General features: G+C 68.4%; 18 protein-coding genes and 1 pseudogene. 9 read left to right on the forward strand and 10 right to left on the reverse strand.

Translation table 11 applies throughout. The features are described from left to right. Positions 1-123 precede the first annotated feature (123 nt). Positions 124-3279 (forward strand): AfsR/SARP family transcriptional regulator, encoded by a 3156-nt coding sequence (locus IG75_RS0118955; RefSeq protein WP_030522738.1) that lies wholly within the window; start codon positions 124-126, stop codon positions 3277-3279. Here IG75_RS0118955 and IG75_RS0118960 read toward each other — a convergent pair. The 3 genes from IG75_RS0118960 to IG75_RS0118970 form a co-directional block, all read right to left on the reverse strand. Beyond that, positions 3263-4024 (reverse strand): ABC transporter permease, encoded by a 762-nt coding sequence (locus tag IG75_RS0118960; RefSeq protein ID WP_030522737.1) that lies wholly within the window; start codon positions 4022-4024, stop codon positions 3263-3265. The genes IG75_RS0118955 and IG75_RS0118960 overlap by 17 nt on opposite strands. Further along, complete coding sequence (locus tag IG75_RS0118965) at positions 4021-4965, reverse strand: daunorubicin resistance protein DrrA family ABC transporter ATP-binding protein (protein WP_030522736.1); 945 nt, start codon at positions 4963-4965, stop codon at positions 4021-4023. Before IG75_RS0118965 ends, IG75_RS0118960 begins: the two co-directional genes overlap by 4 nt. A 326-nt stretch (positions 4966-5291) precedes the next feature. Continuing rightward, a complete protein-coding gene (locus IG75_RS0118970; protein ID WP_051714721.1) occupies positions 5292-6038 on the reverse strand; it encodes a DsbA family protein in 747 nt (248 codons plus the stop codon). A gap of 140 nt (positions 6039-6178) precedes the next feature. Here IG75_RS0118970 and IG75_RS0118975 point away from each other — a divergent pair, with 140 nt between their 5' ends. After that, complete coding sequence (locus IG75_RS0118975; protein WP_030522734.1) at positions 6179-6952, forward strand: SDR family oxidoreductase; 774 nt, start codon at positions 6179-6181, stop codon at positions 6950-6952. A 265-nt stretch (positions 6953-7217) separates the two neighbouring features. Continuing rightward, positions 7218-7793 (forward strand): dihydrofolate reductase family protein, encoded by a 576-nt coding sequence (locus tag IG75_RS0118980; RefSeq protein WP_030522733.1) that lies wholly within the window; start codon positions 7218-7220, stop codon positions 7791-7793. Here the strand turns inward: IG75_RS0118980 and IG75_RS0118985 are convergent. The 3 genes from IG75_RS0118985 to IG75_RS0118995 form a co-directional block, all read right to left on the reverse strand. Then, positions 7775-8485 carry a helix-turn-helix domain-containing protein gene (locus IG75_RS0118985; protein ID WP_030522732.1) on the reverse strand — a complete coding sequence of 237 codons (711 nt, stop codon included), beginning with the start codon at positions 8483-8485 and terminating at the stop codon, positions 7775-7777. The genes IG75_RS0118980 and IG75_RS0118985 overlap by 19 nt on opposite strands. Positions 8486-8495: 10 nt before the next feature. Further along, the gene (locus tag IG75_RS39180) at positions 8496-8636 is read right to left on the reverse strand and encodes a hypothetical protein (RefSeq protein WP_156059002.1); all 141 of its coding nucleotides are present in this window, start codon (positions 8634-8636) and stop codon (positions 8496-8498) included. Between the two features lie 115 nt (positions 8637-8751). Beyond that, positions 8752-8988, reverse strand: a complete 237-nt coding sequence (locus IG75_RS0118995; RefSeq protein ID WP_030522731.1) for a FitA-like ribbon-helix-helix domain-containing protein — start codon at positions 8986-8988, stop codon at positions 8752-8754. Positions 8989-9106: 118 nt separating this feature from the next. Between IG75_RS0118995 and IG75_RS0119000 the strand changes: the two genes are divergently transcribed. After that, positions 9107-9286 (forward strand): hypothetical protein, encoded by a 180-nt coding sequence (locus IG75_RS0119000; protein ID WP_030522730.1) that lies wholly within the window; start codon positions 9107-9109, stop codon positions 9284-9286. 146 nt (positions 9287-9432) lie between these two features. Here the strand turns inward: IG75_RS0119000 and IG75_RS0119010 are convergent, their stop codons facing one another. Beyond that, the gene (locus IG75_RS0119010; protein WP_030522729.1) at positions 9433-10992 is read right to left on the reverse strand and encodes a WD40 repeat domain-containing protein; all 1560 of its coding nucleotides are present in this window, start codon (positions 10990-10992) and stop codon (positions 9433-9435) included. A gap of 259 nt (positions 10993-11251) precedes the next feature. Between IG75_RS0119010 and IG75_RS0119025 the strand changes: the two genes are divergently transcribed. Together IG75_RS0119025 and IG75_RS0119030 are read left to right on the forward strand one after the other, a co-directional pair. Continuing rightward, entirely contained in the window at positions 11252-12133 is an 882-nt protein-coding gene (locus IG75_RS0119025; protein WP_030522728.1) for an NAD(P)-dependent oxidoreductase, read from the forward strand. Between the two features lie 386 nt (positions 12134-12519). Next, entirely contained in the window at positions 12520-13176 is a 657-nt protein-coding gene (locus tag IG75_RS0119030) for an immunity protein Imm33 domain-containing protein (RefSeq protein ID WP_156059000.1), read from the forward strand. 237 nt (positions 13177-13413) lie between these two features. Here the strand turns inward: IG75_RS0119030 and IG75_RS0119040 are convergent, their stop codons facing one another. Next, positions 13414-13710 (reverse strand): hypothetical protein, encoded by a 297-nt coding sequence (locus tag IG75_RS0119040; protein WP_245713316.1) that lies wholly within the window; start codon positions 13708-13710, stop codon positions 13414-13416. A 41-nt stretch (positions 13711-13751) separates the two neighbouring features. On the opposite strand from IG75_RS0119040, the gene IG75_RS0119045 reads away from it, so the two are divergent. Then, positions 13752-15092, forward strand: a complete 1341-nt coding sequence (locus IG75_RS0119045; RefSeq protein ID WP_247904484.1) for a helix-turn-helix domain-containing protein — start codon at positions 13752-13754, stop codon at positions 15090-15092. 67 nt (positions 15093-15159) lie between these two features. After that, positions 15160-15333, forward strand: a pseudogene (locus IG75_RS40295) (helix-turn-helix domain-containing protein); the annotation flags it as partial. Between the two features lie 981 nt (positions 15334-16314). Here IG75_RS40295 and IG75_RS0119055 read toward each other — a convergent pair. Further along, the gene (locus IG75_RS0119055) at positions 16315-17088 is read right to left on the reverse strand and encodes a helix-turn-helix domain-containing protein (RefSeq protein WP_030522722.1); all 774 of its coding nucleotides are present in this window, start codon (positions 17086-17088) and stop codon (positions 16315-16317) included. 67 nt (positions 17089-17155) lie between these two features. On the opposite strand from IG75_RS0119055, the gene IG75_RS0119060 reads away from it, so the two are divergent. Beyond that, positions 17156-18100: an LLM class flavin-dependent oxidoreductase gene (locus IG75_RS0119060; RefSeq protein WP_051714722.1), complete on the forward strand. Its 945-nt coding sequence runs from the start codon at positions 17156-17158 to the stop codon at positions 18098-18100. A 310-nt stretch (positions 18101-18410) separates the two neighbouring features. Here the strand turns inward: IG75_RS0119060 and IG75_RS0119065 are convergent, their stop codons facing one another. Beyond that, positions 18411-18818 (reverse strand): hypothetical protein, encoded by a 408-nt coding sequence (locus tag IG75_RS0119065; RefSeq protein ID WP_156058999.1) that lies wholly within the window; start codon positions 18816-18818, stop codon positions 18411-18413. Positions 18819-18867: the final 49 nt, after the last annotated feature.

An 18867-nucleotide genomic window follows, 5' to 3' on the forward strand; every position in this document is an offset into this window, starting at 1 on the left:
CGGGTCCGCTGATACCGGCCTGATACCGCACTGACACGGCCCCTGATGCGGTGTTCGTGCTGGTAGGAGGCGTGATATTCACTCGCGGAAAGGCCGCGCGGCCCGCTGCGGCAGAATGGGCCGGTGCAGATCGCGTTGCTTGGACCGCTCGACATCCGAGCAGACGACGGGGGATCCATCGAGGTACCGGGCGTCCGGCTACGGGCGCTGTTGATCGCCCTCGCACTGGAACCCGGTCGCGCGGTCCCGCGGTCCACGCTGGTCGACTGGATCTGGGGCGAGCAGCCGCCTGCCGACGCCGCGAACGCCCTGCAGGCGCTGGTCTCCCGGCTGCGCCGGCTGCTGCCGGACGGGTCGCTCGAGGGGCAGGCGGGTGGATACCGGCTCACTGTGCGACCCGGCGCGGTCGACGCGGTGCGTTTCGAACAGCTCCTCGAAGCGGCCCGCGCCGGTGACGACGCGCAGCGGACCCGGCTGCTGCGTGAGGCCCTCGACCTGTGGCGCGGTGCGCCGATGCGGGATGTCGACGTGCGCGACAGCGAGGCCGTGGACGCGGTGATCACCCGGTTCGAGGGGCTGCGCCTGGCCGCCACCGAGGACCTGTACGAGTCGGAGATCCGCCTCGGCCGGGCCGCGGAGCAGGTGAGCGAGCTGACCGAGCTGGTGGCCCGGTATCCGGTGCGGGAGCGGCTCGTCGCCGCGCTGATGCGGGCGCTCGGTGCCGCGGGCCGTGGTTCCGAGGCGCTGGTGGTGTACCAGGACGCGCGGGAGGCCCTCGCCGACACGCTGGGGGTGGATCCCTCCCCGGAACTGTCCGCCCTGCATGTCGCGCTGTTGCGCGGCGAAGTGGGTGCGGAGAATGCCGAGCGCCGGACGAACCTGCGGGCCGAACTCACCGGCTATATCGGCAAATACGCCGATATAGCCGCCGTGCGCGACCTCATCGCGAACCATCGGCTCACCACCCTGACCGGGCCCGGGGGTTCGGGGAAGACCCGGCTGGCACTCGAAACCGCGCAGACCCTGCTCGACGACCTACCCGACGGCGCCTGGCTGGTCGAACTGGCGTCCGTCGACGCGAACGGGGATGTGGCGCAGTCGGCGATCGCCGCGCTCGGTCTGCGTGACGCGCTGCTCGGCGGAGCGCCGAACGCCGAACCGATCGAGCGGTTCGTGGCCGCGATCCGCGACCGCGAAACACTGGTGATCCTGGACAACTGCGAGCACGTCATCGACGCGGTAGCGGTGTTCGCCCACCGGGTTCTCGGCGAGTGCCGCGGGCTGCGCATCCTGGCCACCAGCCGGGAACCGCTCGGCATCACCGGCGAGGCACTGTGGCAGGTCGAGCCGCTGGCGCTACCCGCCGAGCACGCGGACCCGGGCGAGATCGAAGCGTCCCCGGCGGTGCAACTGCTGCGGGACCGTGCCGGAGCGGTGCGCAAGGATCTCGCCGCCGACGCCCGCGCGCTGGCGACCATGGCCCGCGTCTGCCGTGCGCTCGACGGGATACCGCTGGCGATCGAACTGGCCGCGGCCAGGCTGCGCACCATGTCCCTCGAACAGCTCGCCGACCGCCTCGACGACCGGTTCCGCCTGCTCACCGGTGGCAGCCGCACCGCGATCCCGCAGCACCGGACGCTGCGCGCGGTGGTCGACTGGAGCTGGGAGTTGCTCACCGACGCGGAACGGACGGTGTTGCGCAGGCTCGCGGTATTCGCCGGCGGCGCGAGTCTGGCGGCGGCGGAACAGGTGTGCGCGGACACCGGGGACGGCCGGAACGCGGGGGTCGAGCAGTGGGAGGTGCTCGAACTCCTGACCGCGCTGACCGAGAAATCGCTGCTGCTCACCGCGGCCGAGTCCGAACCGCGCTATCGGATGCTCGATACGATCCGGCAGTATGCCCGCGACCGGCTGGAGGAGTCGGAGGAGGCGGACGCGGCGCGCCGCGCGCATCTCGCGTATTTCACCGGACTCGCCGCCACCGCGGAACCGCACCTGCGCCGCGGCGAACAGCTGGAGTGGCTGGCGGCGCTGGGGGCCGAGCACGACAATATCGCGGTCGCGATGCGGGGCGCGCTCGCGGCCGGTGACGCCGCGGGGGCGCTGCGGCTTGCCGCGGCGGCCGGGTGGTACTGGTGGCTCGGCGGGTACAAGGCCGAGGGCCTGGAGTTCGTCTCCGCGGTCGCGGACGCGCCCGCCGAGGTGGACGACGGGACCCGGGCCATGGTGTACGCGCTGGTCGTGCATTTCCTGAGTTCCGGACGCAATGACGCGAATCAGCTGGGGGAATGGATCCGTAAGGCGTACGAGGTGAGCCGGCGTGTCCGTGCCGGTCATCCCGCCCTGGCGTTCATTTCCGCGCTGGAACGGATGCTGCACGGCCCGGAGGGGCTGCCCACCGCCTTCGAACCCCTGCTCACCGACGACGATCCCTGGGTGCGTGCCCTGGCCCGGTTGCAGATGGGCAAGATGCGGATCGTGCTCGGGCAGGACGGGCCGGAAGTCGACGAATACCTCGCGGGGGCGCTGACCGAGTTCCGCGCCCTGGGCGAGCGCTGGGGGATGTCGTTCGCGCTGACCGAACGGGCCAACCGATTCGCCACCCGCGGCGAGTTCACCGCCGCCTGCGAGCTCTTCGAACAGGCGGTCGCGGTGGTGACCGAGGTCGGCGCGACCGAGGACATCGTCGGCCTGCTGTCGCGGCAGGCCCAGTTGTACTGGCTCGCGGGTGAGACCGAGGCGAGCGCGGCCGCGATGGCCGAGGCCCAGCGCTGCGCGGATCGGGTCGCCTGGCCGGTGGCATTGGCCGAACTGGCCCTGGCGAAAGCGGAGCTGGCCCGGTGGGGCGGCGATACCGAGCAGGCCCTCGAACAGATCCGCGTCGCCACAGCGATATTGGGCAGCGAAGCGGAGATGCCGCAACTCGCCGCCGCGATCCACACCCTGCTCGGCTACCTCGCCACCGACCTCGACGAGGCCCGGGCGCATCACGCCACGGCCTTCCGGGCCGCCACCGAGGCGGGGCACGCGGTGCTGGTCGCCCAGGTGATCGTCGGGATCGCGGACCTGGCGCTGCGCGCGGACCGCGATATCGAGGCCGCGCGGCTGCTCGCGGTGAGCACCGCGGTCCACGGTGTGCCCGATCGTTCGCAACCGGACGCGGCCCGGATCGAGCGGACGATACGAGACCGCCTCGGCGAAGCGGACTTCACCGAGGCGATGCGCGAGGGCGCGGAAGCGGACTGGCAGGAACTGGCCGCCGTCACGCTCGCTTGTTGAACGTGGTCCGGGACCACACATATCCGAGGACGGCGAATCCGGCGCACCAGGCGAGCGCCGCGGCCGTGTAGCCGCCGGACGGATTACCGGCCAGGAATCCGCGCAAGGATTCGATGATCGGTGTGAACGGCTGATACTGGGCGAACTGCCGGACCCCCTGACCCATCTTCTCGGCCGGCACGATCGCGGTGCTCACGAACGGCAGCATGATCAGCGGCACCACACCCATCCCGGCGGACTCCGGCGTCTTCGCCGCCATACCGAGCGCCACCGTGAGCCAGGACGCGGCGAATGAGGTTGCCGCCAGGACGCCGAGTGCGCCGAGCCAGTCGAGCCCGGTGGCCGGCGGCCGGAATCCCAGGGCGAACGCCACCGCGAGGATCGCCACGATGGCGACCACGTTGGTCAGGATGGTGGCCACGACGTGGCCGGTCAGTACGGCGCTGCGGGATACATCCATGACCTTGAACCGGTTGATGATGCCCTTCGACATATCCGAGCTCACCGCCACCGCGGTGCCCGACAACCCGTAACTGATGGCCAGCAGCAGCATGCCCGGCGTCGCGTAGTCGATGTAGTCGCCGCCGACGTCGAAGGCGCTGCCGAATACGTAGACGAAGATCAACATCATCACGACCGGCATGAAGGCCGCGTTGAAGATGGTGACCGGATTCCGGGTGGAATGTTTGAAATTACGGCGCAGCATGATCGACGAATCGGTCAGCGGTGCGGTGATCGTGCTCATGGTGCGGTGACCTCCGTGGTCGCGTGGCCGGTGAGGGAGAGGAACACATCGTCGAGATCAGGAGTGTGGACGGAGACCTCGGCGGCCTCGAGCGCTGACGTGTCGAGCCGGTCGAGCACATGTCGCAGTGATTTCGAGCCGCCGTCGCCCGGCACCCGCAGCGTCAGCGCTTCGTCGTCCCGGGTGGCGCCCGGCAGCACCCGCGCCGCCGCGTCCAGCTCGCTCACCTGGGTGAACCGTAGCCGGATATAACTGCCGGGGACCTGACGTTTGAGCTCGCCGGGTGTGCCCTCCGCGACGATCCGGCCCTGGTCGAGCACCGCGATCCGGTCGGCCAGCTGATCGGCTTCCTCCAGATACTGGGTGGTGAGGAAGATCGTGACGCCCTGATCCGTCAGTCCCCGCACGATCTCCCACATGGTCCGCCGGCTCCGCGGATCCAGTCCCGTGGTCGGCTCGTCCAGGAAAACGATCTCCGGTTTGGTGACCAGCGTCATCGCCAGATCCAGCTTCCGCCGCATACCCCCGGAATAGGTCGCCGCCCGTTTTCGCGCCGAGTCCGTCAGCTCGAACCGCTCCAGCAGTTCGGTCACCACCCGCTTCCGCTCGTCGCCGCGGAGCCGATGGATATCCGCCATCAACTCCAGGTTCTCCGCCCCGGTCAGCAGATCGTCCACCGCCGCGAACTGCCCGGTGACCCCGATCGCCGCCCGCACCGCCTTCGTCTCGGCCGCGATATCGTGCCCGGCGACCCGGGCGGTGCCACCGTCGGCCTTCAACAGGGTGGTCAGTACGTTCACCGTGGTCGTCTTGCCGGCGCCGTTGGGGCCGAGCAGGGAGAAGATCGTGCCGGCACCGATGTTCAGATCGATGCCGTCGAGGACGGTTTTGTCCCCGTACGCCTTCCGCAGCCCCGAGGCCGCGATTGCCGAATTGCTCATGGGAAGTACTGTCGGCGGGGCAGCTGATACGGCCCTGACGCGAAGCTGACACGGGCACTGACACCGTGTTCGGACGAGTCGGACGCAGGCCCGGGCCGTCGTGGTGATCGCGGCAGTATTGCCCTCGGCCGACCGAGTGTCTCCGTCACCGGGGCGTCGCCCGCGCGGGACCACCATGAAGACGCGTGGTATCCCGGCGACTCGGCCGGTGGGCGAAGACCGATACGAAAAGGACTCGCGCGCGGGGCCGGGGCGGCTCAGCTGTCAGCGGCAACTGTCGGGGCACGACACATCGTCGAGGTGCCGTGCCGGGGAGGCGGCTCGTTTCAGCGCGCGGCCGCGATAACCGCGGCGAGGCCGTTCGGACTCATCAGGGCGGCCGCGTCGGTGACCTGCTTGCCGTTCACGGTGACGGTCGGGGTGGAGTTCACCCCGCTGTTCAGCACCTCGTCGGTCTTCGCGCGCAGATAGGAGTCGTACGTCCGGTCGGTGATGCATTGAGCCACAGCGGGATCGGTGTAACCGGCGGACTCCGCGATATCGATCAACGCGCTGTCGGGCAGGCCGGCACCGCCCTCGGCGGGCTGTTCGGTGAACATATCGGCGAGCCAGGCCTGGTAGTCGTCCACGCCGGAATTCGCGACACAGAACGCCGCATTGCCCGCGCGCGAGGAGTATTCGGTGGTGCTGGCGCGGTCCAGGAACGTGATGACGCTGTATTCGACCGCGGCGGTGCCATCGCGCACGGCATCCTCGAGTACCTTGCCGTTGGCCTCCTCGAACGCTTTGCAGGCGGGACACTGCAGGTCCATGACGACGCGGACGGTCACCTTCGCATCGGATTCGCCGACCCGGACCGCGCCGTCGGCCAGCACATTCGCGGGAGCCGAGCCGCCGGTCGCCGCTGTGGCGGTGCCGGGAATCTCCGCCGCCGCCGCATTCCGGACCAGCAGCCCGATACCGATCGCGGCGGCGGCCACCAGCAACACCACGAAAGGAGCGAGTACGACGAGAAGCCGGCGGTTCGATCCCTGATTCTGCGGGGGCGGCCAACCGCCGGGGTAGGTGCTCAATTCGTGTGCTCCCGATCGCCGGACATTGCTCCGTCAGCCTAGTCGGCGGCGCCGGGGTCAGGTGAGATGCTTCGGTGGGGCGGCTCGGTTCCCGAGCGGAGCCGGGGCGAATCTGTCGGCCACCGATGACGGAGGTACGGATGACGAAACGGATACTGGTCACCGGCGGTACCGGCCGGCTCGGGCGCGTCTTCGTGCCCCAGTTGCTCGCCGCGGGCCATGATGTGCGGGTTCTCACCCGTTCCGAACGCGCCCCGGAGGCCCATCGGTGGGCGGTCGGGGACCTGAGTACCGGCGCCGGACTGGGCGAGGCGCTCGCCGGTATCGAGGTGATCGTCCACCTGGCCACGACCAACGGCCGCGGCGATATCACCGCGACCCGGGCGCTGGTCGAGGCCGCACAGGCATCCGGCCACCCACATCTGGTGTACCTGTCGATCGTCGGTATCGACGATCACGCCCTCGGCTATTACCGCGCGAAAGTCGAGTGCGAAGCCCTGATCGAGCGCTCGGAGCTGCCGTGGACCATTCTGCGGGCCACTCAATTCCACGACCTGATCGCCGAGATATGCGACGCCCAGCGGCTGTTGCCATTCCTGGCGATGCCGTCGAAGGTGAGCTTCCAGCCGGTCGATGTCACCGAGGTGGCCGGCCGCCTCGTCGCGCTCGCGGCGGGCCCCGCGAGCCGGCGGGCACCAGACCTGGGTGGTCCGCGGATACGCGCCGCCACCGACCTGGCCCGGGTCTACCTGCGGGCCGCCGGGCGCCGTAGACCGGTGCTGGCGGTCCCGTTGCCCGGTAAGGCGATGCGTGACTTCCGCGCCGGGCTCCAGCTCGCTCCGGACCACAAGGACGGACGGATCACCTTCGAAGAGTTCCTCGCCGCGCGTGCCGAACGGGACCGGGGGCGCTGACGTCCGGGTGGGGTCCTCGCGGTCGGCCGGCCGGCGGGACGGCTCCTGTTCGTCCGGCGGACGGCGCCGAGGTCCCGAGGCCGCGGGGGCGCTGTGGTCAGGCCCGCGATTTCACCGGCGCACCAACGGCAGAGCATTACCCCTACCGCATCCGGCAGTGCTTCACGTTCGGCAGCGGTTGTGTCGGTTTCGTCCAAGACAACGGCTGCCGCTGTTCCTACGCTGATCCCAGGCCGAATCCGAGGCCCATACTCAGGAGGAACTGATGACACGCGAACTCGTCTACACAGGCTTCATGTCGCTGGACGGCGTCGTGGACTCGCCGGGCGGCACGGTCGAGGGGCACCGCAGCGGCGGCTGGGTGATGGACACCGAGTTCGTGCCCGAGGCATTCGCGCTCAAAGGCGAAGAACTCGCCGATACGACCGCGCTGATGTTCGGCCGTCGCAGCTACGAGGCATTCGCCCCGACCTGGCGCGATTCCGACGATCACGCCGCATACAAGGATCTGCCCAAATACGTCGTCTCATCCGGCCTGCGTGAGGACACGCTGATCGACGGGTGGGGCCCGATCACGATCCTGCGCACGGCCGACGACGTCGCGAAGCTGAAGCAGACCGACGGCGGCGCGATCTACATCCACGGCAGCGCCGAACTGGCCCGGACATTGTCGGACGCCGATCTGATCGACCGGTACAACCTGCTGGTGTTCCCGGTGCTGCTGGGCGCGGGCAAGAGCCTGTTCAGCCGCGCCGACCGCGATAGGCAGACCCTCCGGGTGCGGGATTCGGCCACCTATTCCAACGGCGTGACCAAGCTCGTCTACGACGTCGTGCGCTGACCGGGATCGAGTGCGATCGCGCCACCGTCTCCCGCGCGCAGCTGCTGCGCCGTCCGCCCGACATACCGGCGCAGTGCCCGGGCGAGATGGGGTTCGTCGTAGTACCCGAGCTTGCCGACGACATCGCCGGGCGTCTCACCCGAGGTCAGCAGCAGCGCGGCGGTACGGGCGCGCCCGATCTGCCGGACAGCGCCCTGGGTGAGCCCGGTCGCCGCCCGGAAACGCCGCTCGAGCGTCCGCTCGGTCACCTCCGGCGGCGACCCGCGCAGCGTCGCCGCGACCAGCGGATCGCGGACCACGACTCCCTCACGCACGAGCCGGTCCACGAGCGCCTCGGCATCGTCGGATCGCGGTGTCTCCCGCTGGGCGCCATCGAGCCAGAATGTCCGGCCGGTCACATCGGGCAGGGTGATACCGCCGTCCACCAGCGTCGATGTCGCCGTCGCGCGCAACGACGTCCCGACCGCGAACTGGATACCGACGAACCCCGCCCCCTCGGGCACGGGCGCGGTACCGGTGTGGCTCTCCGGGCCGGTGATCGCCGCATACGGCCGCCCCTGCTGCTCCCAGAACACCAGCCCCCAGGTCTCGGACGCGACCGAGGTCATCTCCGAGACGCCCTCGCTGCGGCAGGTCCATACGGACTCGACCCACGGCGAATCCGACGCCCGCGTCCCGAACAGCAGTCCCACGATCCGGATACTAGGCCGAACCGAGCGTCTGAAGAACGGCGACCGCGACCTCGGGCATCGCCTGTAGCGCTCCCTTGGCGAGTCGCGCGTCGAAGGTGACCAGGGGTGCGTCGTGCAGCGCGGCGACTGCGAGGTGCGCACGACTTCCCATGGCATATGGGCGGGTGCGGCCCACTCGTCGTCCGCGAAAAGCGCTGCGCGAGCCGCCTCCCCCCGGTCGGACGGCCCGGCGACCGCCATCACCATGACATTGGCGTCCACGACGATCACTCGTCGTCCCCGCGGCCGGTACGGATCTCCGCGACCACCGCATCGGCGTCCATGGTCAGGGAACGTCGTCCCACCAAGCTCTCGATCAGCTGCCGATTGCGCTCGGCGCGGAACTCCTTTTCCAGGAGGGCCCGGAGATAGGTCTGGGTGGACTGTCCCCGAGCGGCCGCCCGGCGGGCTATGGCGTCACGAACTTCCTCGGGGACGTCCTTGATCTGGATTGCGACACTCATGCAGTCAGGTACATGCGCATGGCATGTGCATGCATGCATGCATGGTTACTCGGCGGCCGGGTGCCGGAGGCGGCACGTCGCATTGCCACCCGCGTCGCCGCTGGAGGACACTGGGGGAATGGCTGACAGGGAGCAACGCACACCCTTCTACGGGATAGTGCTGATACTCGCTGCGCTCGGTGCGTCGTTGGCGGTCAGTTACTACGGACCGATGTGGTTCCGCGTCACCGTTTATATCCTCACCGTGCTGGTCGTCCTGGTCGGCGGTGTCATGACGTTCCGGGACTACCCGTACTGACGTAGCGAATGCGCGAGCACGTCTCCCCGATTAGTCAGGGGCGGCGAGCAAAAACTTGTCGATGCAGCCGGCCGGCGCCGGGAGGTCGAGCGACTTCCACAGCGGGACTGTCTCGAACCGACGGCACAACTCCCGAGAGCGCGCTTTCACTCGGCGCGCAGGATCGGTCTGCCTTCGCGTAGCCAGGCCGCCGCAACGCGTTCGTCGAGCACGCCGTTCTCCAGCACGCCGGCGACGAACACCTCGTCGGCCCGGGTGGGCGGGAAGCTCGTGTCACCGTAGACGTCGCCGATGCAGAACGCGTCGATCTCGCCGTCCGGTTTGGGGAAGTACAGGGAATAGGCCAGTACCTGGGCCCGGATCGCCGCGGCCCACAGGGTCCCGCCGTCGTCGCCGTGGTCGCACATCACCACGGTCGCCACCTCGAGGCTGCCGCCGATCGAAGCGGCGATGCCGTAGCGGAACATCGCCGCGTGAGCCCATACGTCACCCTGGACGACCAGCAGGCTGCCGTAACCCTCGCCACCGGCGGTCGCGTCGAGCAGACCGTCGACGATCAGGTCACCGCGGATCGCGACCGCATAGCCCGACTCCTCGGCGTCGTCGAGCAACGCCGCGGTGTCGGGGACACGGACATCGCCGTCGTAGAACCGGACGGTGTCCAGGGGGCAATCCGGCCAGGCGACCTCGGGCATCCGCCGCTCGGCTTCGTCGAGCGGGATGGATTCCCACGCGTCGACGGCGAGCGGGGGACGCTCCCCGCGACCCACGGTGCGCACTCGCGGCGGACCGAAATCCTGGCGCGGCGCCCGGTACACCATGCTCGGCGCCGCTTCGCCGGCGCCGTCGAAGTACAGTGCGCCGCGCAGCCGGTACGGCGGACCCTGCTGTATCCAGCCGGCATACAGGTGGCCGTCGCGCCACGGCAGGATGCCGGTGAGGCGATAGGCCGGCACCGCGGCCGGCAACGTGTTCAGGATGCCGTCCCGGCCGAGCACGCCGACGAAGCCACCTTCACCGGTGACCAGGAAGGCGTCGCGCCGCGCGTCGTAACTCAGGCGTTCGAGGTCGAGAGCGGGAGCATCGCACGGTTCGGGTGACCGGCCGGGTGCGGCGAGATAGAGCTGGCCCGCATCGCCGGCCACCGCGAGGCGGCCGTCGGGCGCGAAGGCGGCGTCGGTCAGCGGGGCTCGGCCCGAGAACAGGGCATTCACGGCGCCGTCGGAGGTTCGCCGCAGCAGTCGGCTGCCGGTAACGAAAACCAGCTCGCCGCCGGGCGCGGCGGCCACGCCGACGACACTGTCCGAGGTGAACCGCGTATGGGTGCGCAGTTCGCTCGTTCGCGGGTCGAGCGTGGCGACGAAACCGTCGTCCCCGGTGACCCAGATGAGTTCGCCGACCCCCGTCAGCGCGTACAGGCAGCCCTCGCACGGTGTGGCCACCCGCCGGATCCGGGCACCGTCGGCGATCGCGAGATAACCGTGTTCGCCCGCGAGGACGACCGTCCCGTCGTCCAGTGGATACACCGCACGCAGGCCGTTCGCGTCCACCGGCCACCTGCGCCAGCCCTCGGCGTCGAACCGCGACAGTGCGCTCTCGCCGCGGCCGCCCCCGGCCGCCCAGATCACGCCGTCGCGGCCGGCGAGCGCCAGCGGCCCCGGCAGGCTCCCGAGCAGCGGGTGCCCATCCTTCAAGAACGCATCCACGAACGATCAACCTACCGTCACTCGAATTCGCCCACCCCGCAGAAGAAGCCGTCGCTGCGCATCATCCGGGCCAGCAGTGTGCGCGGGTCTGCCGAGACGTCCGGCACAGCGGGCCGGCGCGCACCGGTACGACCTGGTGGATTACCTGGAGGTGAGCAACCGGCGGGAAAAGTGCGTACTTGTCGGCCGGCGCGCCGCGCGCCGACACTCGGAACACCGCGGCGATCGCCCGATCGCCGCGCAGTGATCGGAGCCGCAGATGAACTCAGCGAAACGGTTGTCGGTGACCGTACTCGGCACCGGGTCCATGGGCAGCGCGCTCGCCCGCGCCTTCCTCGCCGCCGGATACCGGACGCACGTGTGGAACCGCAGCCCGGAGCGGGCCACCACCCTGGCCGCCGCGGGCGCCGTCGCACACCGCGATATCACCGATGCCGTGGAGGCGAGTCCGGTGATCATCGCGTGCCTGAGCACCTTCGCCGCCACTCGGGCCAGTCTGTCGCGCGACCCCGGGATCGTTGCGGGCCGCGATATCGTCACCCTCAACAGCGGAACACCGGCGCAAGCCAGGGAATTCGGGCAGTGGGCGCACTGCGCCGGTGCCCGTTTCCTCGGCGGCGCGATCAAGAATGTGCCCGCGGCCGTCGGTAACCGGGATACGCTGCTGTACTTCGGCGGCGACCGCGCGGTCTTCGACGCCCATACCGACACCTTGCGCGTCCTCGGTGGCGACCTCGATTTCCTCGGCGTGGAAACGGACCTCGCCGCGCTCTACGAATCCGCGGTCGGCGCGACGCTGCTACCCGCGCTGCTCGGCTTCCTGGAGGGCGCCGCGGTGCTGGCCTCCCGCGGCCTGCCCGCGCACACAATGGTCCCGTATTCGGTGAAGTGGCTGCGGATGATCGAGTCGCTGCTGCCGGTGCTGGCCGAGGAGATCGACACCGAGAACTACGCCCTCCTCGGCTCCAGCGTCGGCCTGTTCCACACCGCACTCGTCGACGACGAGCAACTTGCCGCCGAATCGGGTGTCGACCTGTCCTGGCACGCTCCCATGCACGACCTGCTTCGCCGCGCCGTAGCCGAGGGCCGTGGCGAGCAGAGCATCACCGCTCTGATCGAACTACTCACCACGCGAGAGTAATCCGCTGCCGCGTATCCGGGCCGGGCCGCGAAATCCGGCTCCGGCGGCAACCGGAGTGGCGCGAACCCCGAAACACCGGACACCAGATGCGCGAGGGCTTTCGCGTCCGTGCCCGGGGAGCGGACATCCGGCGCCGTGGGTCGTAGCCGTGGAGTCCGTCGGCACGGCGGCGGTGCAGGTGCCGACCCTGGCGTCGGGTGCGATCGGAACAGTGTGGTGAACGCCGAGCGATACGACATGAACATCCTCCGTCGATCTCCCATGTCCACGGCATTTCGGACCGCTCGGACGTGCTGCCAGCCGACATGATGTGAGGGCGCGTCGGCTTCGGTCTCCTCGCCGTAAAGGGATCCGAACTGTTCGCGGACCTGCGAGATCGGAGAACTGTGCAGCAGCGTAGGACGGCAGCCGGGGTGCCCGGGCAGGCCGAGTTCACTCTGGAATACGTACCCGACCCGGTGTACGGGCCGGGTGTCGAGTGGCTCGTAGCGGGTCTGGAGGAGTCCATTCGGGAAGGTAGTCGTTTCCCCGTTGGCGAGACCGTCGGTATCGGCTGGTTGGACTGCTATGTGACCGACCGCGGAGACGGCACCCTAGGGTTGTGCGAACCCGATTGCGCGCAGGTGCCTCCCGCCTTCGTAGCGGGTACGGCGCTGGCCCTCGAGCAACTGTGGTTTCAGATCGAAGTCGCCAAAAGCGTCGGACTGGAACCGGAACTGGACTTCCCGAACCATCCACAGCGCGCAGTGACCTGCGACGCGTTCACTGCCACCGGCTCCGTTCTGATGCAGCGCTACCCTCACGGTGACACCGAATCGGGCTGGTTCATCGGTTGCCCCGGCGACGCCCACCAGCACACCGGCGGCGTGCTGCGCTCGGCGGCCCTCTACGAGCTCGCGATAGCGAAACCCGCGATAGTCGGCTATCTCGCGCTGCCACCCGGCTGCTCGATCGTCCTCGCCGGCGGCGCTCCCGAAATCACGCGCGGCAATGATCGCCTGGTTCCACAGCCGGGTTCGCTTCTCGAGGCGATGTTCCCCTGACATCAATAACTCTGGTCGAGCCCGTTCAGGGAAATTCGATCCCGCATCTCGAACAGCAGCGAGTGCGCAGCCACTGTTCGCGGCGAAGCTCGTGCACGCACTCGGCCGACACCGCGTGCGGTCCCGCCGAGTCCGAGACTCCGTCGAGCCCGCTCGCCGGATAAATGGGTCGGAACCACACGATCGTCAGAACGAGAAGTGCGACTATCAGCAGCGCCAGGACGAGATCGGCCCCGCTCACAGTTCGATCACCGACCACCGGTATCCACGAGGATAGTGGCACATCGGGGTGACCAGCGCGGCCAGGTCGGTGACGATATGACGGACGGAATCGGCGTGCTCGAACGTCGGTACGACGACCGCGCTCACATTGTGCTCGGTGATTGCCGAAGCGACGATCAGCCCGGAAGCCAGCGGCGCGGTATCCAGCCGCACCGTCCACACCACCCGATACCCGTGCCGCTCGGCGAGCCGATGCAGATCGACTCCACCGCCGTAGATGTCTCGCCGGACCAATCCCAGCGCCCTGTCCACACGCACCCCTTCCCGTCCCTTGGTGTGCACTCGCCGTCGGGGTGGTTTCACCCGACGGCGAGGCGTGCCAGCAACTTTCGTGCGCGGCGGGACCGCAGAAGGACAGGCAGGGGACAGGAGACAGCTCGGAGAAATCGATCTACCCTCGCTGCATGGAGGGCCATATCGGGAAGAGCGTTGCCGCCGAGCGCAAGCTCGCCGGATTGAGCCAGGTGGGTTTGGCGAACCGGGCCGGATATTCGCTGTCGATGGTGAAGGCGGTCGAACAGGGCAGGGAGGCGGCGTCGGCCGGCTTCGTGGCGGCGGTCGCGAAGGCGATGGGTATCGATCCGGACCGGTTGCAGGGCACTCCGTACCTCGGGACTCTGGCCGAAGACGGCCCGCTGACCGGCCTCGAAGAGCTACGCTCGTTGTTCGCCGAGGGCAGCCATATACGCCCTGCGCAACCGCCGAATCGGCAGGCACTGGCCGCCGGGCTCGCCGAGGTCGAGAAAGCCATGCGCACCGACCGCACACGTCACGCGCTGTCCCTCTTACCTTCACTGATCAGGCAGCTGCACGGCGCTATCGAACTCTCGGGCGGGGAACTGGACAGAGCAGAGGTGTACTCCCTGCTCTGCTCGGCTTACGTCGCGGCGGAAGGCGCCTGTGTCCGCCTGGGCTATGCCACCCTGACCGCCCTCGTCCTCGACCGACTCGACCAGGCAGCCCAGCGGACCGATAACCCGGCATTCACCGTGCGCGCCTTGATGAAACGATCACGGCTGCTGATGTCGTACGACTCGACCGATGCCGCGTTAGGACTCGTCGGGCGTGGGCTCGACCTCGTGCCGGGCGATACGGAATCCGAACGAGTGCTGCGTGGCTACAGTCATCTGCGTGGTGCGATAGTGGCGGCGCGCGGCCGTCGGCCGGCCCTCGCGCGTGCGCACATCGAACAGGCGAGGGTCATAGCCGCACCGATGCGCCATGAGAGCCACCTGTACACAACAGACTTCGGACCGGGAAACGTGGCCGTGCACGCGTGTGCGATCGAACTCGAGGCAGGCGATCCGGGTAAGGCAGCTCACGACGGCGCCGCTCTCCGTCTGCCTCCGGATATGGCCGCGCCCCGAGCGGGGCACCACTGGCAGGACAATGCCCGGGCATGGTTGATGGCAGGGAAACCGGACAGGGCGCTGGCCGCCCTGAACAAGGCCCGGGCAACCGCCCCGCAGCAGACGCGACTGCACCCGGCGGTGCGTGAGACGGTCCACGGGATCGCGGCTGTCCAGCGTCGCCAGAGCGAGAGCCTTGTGGGATTCGGCGTTGTTCGGCGGATTGCACTCATCGCCGAGCCATTCTCAGAACCCGTGCCTTTCACTGCTGAAGGGACAGAGTAAGGACAGGACTTCCGGGCCTGCACTGAGTTCGACGGACAGCGAGGTGATCCGTCTCTACTCTCGAAATATGAGCGAGAACGTGGGCCGGCGGATCGCGGCGGAACGCAAGATCGCGGGGTTCGGCCAGCAGACGCTCGCCACCCGGTCGGCATACAGCCTCAGCATGATCAAAGCGGTGGAGCAGGGACGGGAACCGGCGTCCGCCGGGTTCATCTCCGCGATCGCCCGTGCTTTGCGAGTAACACCGGAACACCTGACCGGCGCACCCTACGACGACGGCAAACCGTTGTCGGATGCGGTGAACGATCTGTCGGTGCTGCTCGCCGAAGGACGGTACGCGCGTGGGGTCGAGCCGGGCCCGGTCGCGCAACTCGAAGCGGACCTCACTGCGGCCCAGCAGCTCTATCGCAGCGACCGAACCCGTCAGGCGATCGAAGTGCTACCCGGGATCATCCGCCGGGCACACGGTGCTGTCGGAGATCTCACCGGTGACGCGCAAGCCCATGCGTACACGCTTCTCGCTTCGGCATATGTGCTGGCAGAGTGGTGTGTCCGGCGCACAGGTCATCTTCTGCTCGCACTACCCGCACTCGATCTGGCCGATACGTACGCACCGTTGGCGGGCGATGCCCACTGGGGCGCGTTCTCTGTGTTGGCCCGTGCCCGGGTCCTCACGCACTACGCGGAATCTGTGGTTGCGGGCCAGCTCATCGACACCGCGATCGCAGCGGCCGACGAAACCGCGGCAGGTCTCGTGATCTCGGGTTATTCCCATCTGGCCGCAGCCGTGAACGAAGGGCGGAAACTGAACTACGCGAACGCAATGGACCATGTCGACGCGGCAGCCGATATCGCACGACGAACCGGTGAAACAGACTCGTATATGACCGCTTTCGGTCCGCTCAACGTTCGGATCCACCGGCACGCGATCGAACTGGAAGCCGGCGACCCACATCGTGCCGCACAGGAAGGCGCGCAGCTCACCGCCGCGCCCGGAGCTCCGCCGACCCGTCTGGGTCATCACTGGCAGGACAATGCCCGGGCCTGGTTGATGTCAGGAAAGCCGGACAAAGCACTGGTCGCGCTCAACCGGGCCCGCGCCGCCGCCCCGCAGCAGACGCGACTGCACCCGGCGGTGCGTGAGACGGTCCACGGGATCGCGGCTGTCCAGCGTCGCCAGAGCGAGAGCCTTGTGGGATTCGAGGGACAGCGTCTCCGTCCTCTACCCTCGGTTCTTATGCTCGAGTGCCTTAGCGGTGCGGGAATCAGCGGGCAGGAACGTTTCCAGCCGCAGTTCGGAAATCGTGACGTGCACGGCAGTGGCGAAAGTGGTGATCGCGGTGATCAGGCTCAGCTCGCCGAGGCCGGATCGGAGCCGTAGCGGGACGGCGAAACCGAAATGATCCGTACCGACCGGGGGCGGGTGCGGTAGATAACCCTCCAGTTCGGCCAGCATCGCCATGTGCCGCTCGTGCGGGGCGCGGGCGTTGTCCTGCCTCGGTCGTTCGAGCACGTGTTGTGCCCAGTCGTCGAAGTTCAGGATCCGCGGCGCCATACCGCGCGGATGTAATGCCAGGCGTAGCACGTTCACCGGTGGTTCCAGCAGTTCCGGCGCGACGCCCTCGGTCAGTATGTCGAGCCCGTCATTGGCCGCCACCAGTTCGCCGAACCGGTTCACCACGATCGCCGGATAAGGACTGTGCCCGTCGAGCAGCCGCCGCAGGCTTTCCATCACCGGTTGCAGCGCCGGATCGTCCAGGTCGGTTTCGGGGTAGCTCGGTGCGTAGCCGGCCGACAGCAGCAGTGCGTTCCTTTCCCGCAGCGGCAGTTGCAGGGATTCCGCGACCCGCACCACCATGCCCCGCCCCGGCATGGACCGGCCGCTTTCCATGAAACTCACGTGCCGCTGCGTGGTGCCGGCCCGCAGCGCCAGTTCGAGTTGTGACAGCCGCCGCCGCTTCCGCCAGTCCTTCAGTGCCGTGCCGAAACCGCTCATGCGGGAAGCGAAGCATATTCCCTCCACGGAATTGAGTGCATACCCTCGTTCGACGATGGTTGACCACATGAAATACGGACTTCTCCTTCCAGCGGGTCAGGCCCAGCTCGACGCGGGCGGCTCGGCGCAGACCCTGGTCGATATCGCTGTGGAAGCCGAGCGGCTCGGATTCGACTCCGTCTGGGCCGGCGACTCTCTCGTCCGCGCCAGGATCGAACCGCTCACCTTGCTGGCCGCCGTCGCGCGGGCGACCGAACGCGTCACGCTCGGTACGGCGGTGCTGATGCCCGCCTACCGGCATCCGGTGCACGCCGCGGTGACACTCAGTTCGCTCGATCTGCTGTCGGAAGGTCGACTCGTGGTCGGCGTCGGGGCCGGTTTCCCCGGCTTCAGCGAAAAGGAACTGGAGCTGGTCGGGGTGGATTTCCGTACGCGCTTCTCCCGGCTCGACGATACGGTCGCGCTGTGGCGTGAGCTGTGGACCGGCAACCCGCAGGCGTTCCACGGCAAGGTCCTGCACTACGACTGGTTACCCGAGGTGCCCGCGCCCGCACGTCCGGGAGGCCCGCCGATCTGGCTCGGTGGGATCACCCCGGCCGCGCTGCGTCGCACCGCGCGACTGTACGACGGTTGGCTGCCGTACCCGCCCGACCCGGCGGATTACGCGAGCGCGCTGGGCACGATCCGTGACACCGCGACGCGGCCGGTCACCCCGGCCCTGTTCGCGACCGTATTCGCGGACGACGACGCGCAGCGTGGTGCGAAGGCCCTGGACGAGTACTGTCAGGCCACCTATCGCATGCCGCTGGAGTCCGTCGCGCAGATTCAGGTAATGATGACCGGTCCGGATGTTCCCGCTCAGCTCGGACGGTTCGTCGAGGCCGGCGCGCGGCATATTTTGTTACGGATCGGTGCGGTCGATCCCGCTACCTTCACCGAGCAGTTGGCCAGGGTCGCGGAGATTCTTCCGGCGCTCCCTCCAGGGCCGGCCCTCGGGGCGGCTGCGGATTGAACAACGGCCACAGCGGGCCGTTCTGTGTCGCCACTGCGTTCGCCCGTCCGTGGCGTCGAGTAACTGCTACAGACGGGCGTGTGCGGTGGTGTAGTCGATCGCGGTCCTCCGGTATACGAGCAACATTCGGTAGGCAATCCGGGGTGAATTCCCGAGCCTGTGCTACGAAGGCTGAACTCGTGGCCGCGGTCGACAAATGGATACGTTGGTACCACCCCCGCCAAGGGCGTTTCGACCGTGGGTGCGTCGGTAATCGCCGTCGCGGGGATGATCGTAGTCGGTTCGGGCGCTCGGCGACCGAACTGCGGCGTCAGAAGCGATCGTCTCCAGAGAGGCGTTCGTGGTCGATCTCGTCGTCGCGTTCGCGGTCGCGCTCATGATCGGTCTTGGCATTCACGTTCCACGAGACCGGGTGTGCGCCGGGGCCGCAGTCCTGGCTGAACTGGATTGTCGATTCGGGGCGAATCCGTACCTCCTGGACCAGCGGGCGGAGGCCGCTGCACATTACGAATGCTCCGGCGGTTGCCGGGCCCACATCGGTATTCGTGCATTCGAAATCGACACGGCTGTCGACCGGAACCGCTGAACAGAACGCTTCACGGGGCCGCGCTTGAGCAGAGCCCGCACCGACGGTCGTCGATACCGCCACGGCCGCGAGACCGGACATCACCGCGCCCACGATCGATATTCGCCAGGCACTTCTCTTGGCTAGGGACATCGAGTTTCTCACCTTCACTGCACTACAGAACAATTCCCGAAATCATATG

Origin of the sequence: Nocardia rhamnosiphila NBRC 108938, from assembly GCF_000720425.1 — a bacterium.
GTDB lineage: Bacteria > Actinomycetota > Actinomycetes > Mycobacteriales > Mycobacteriaceae > Nocardia > Nocardia rhamnosiphila.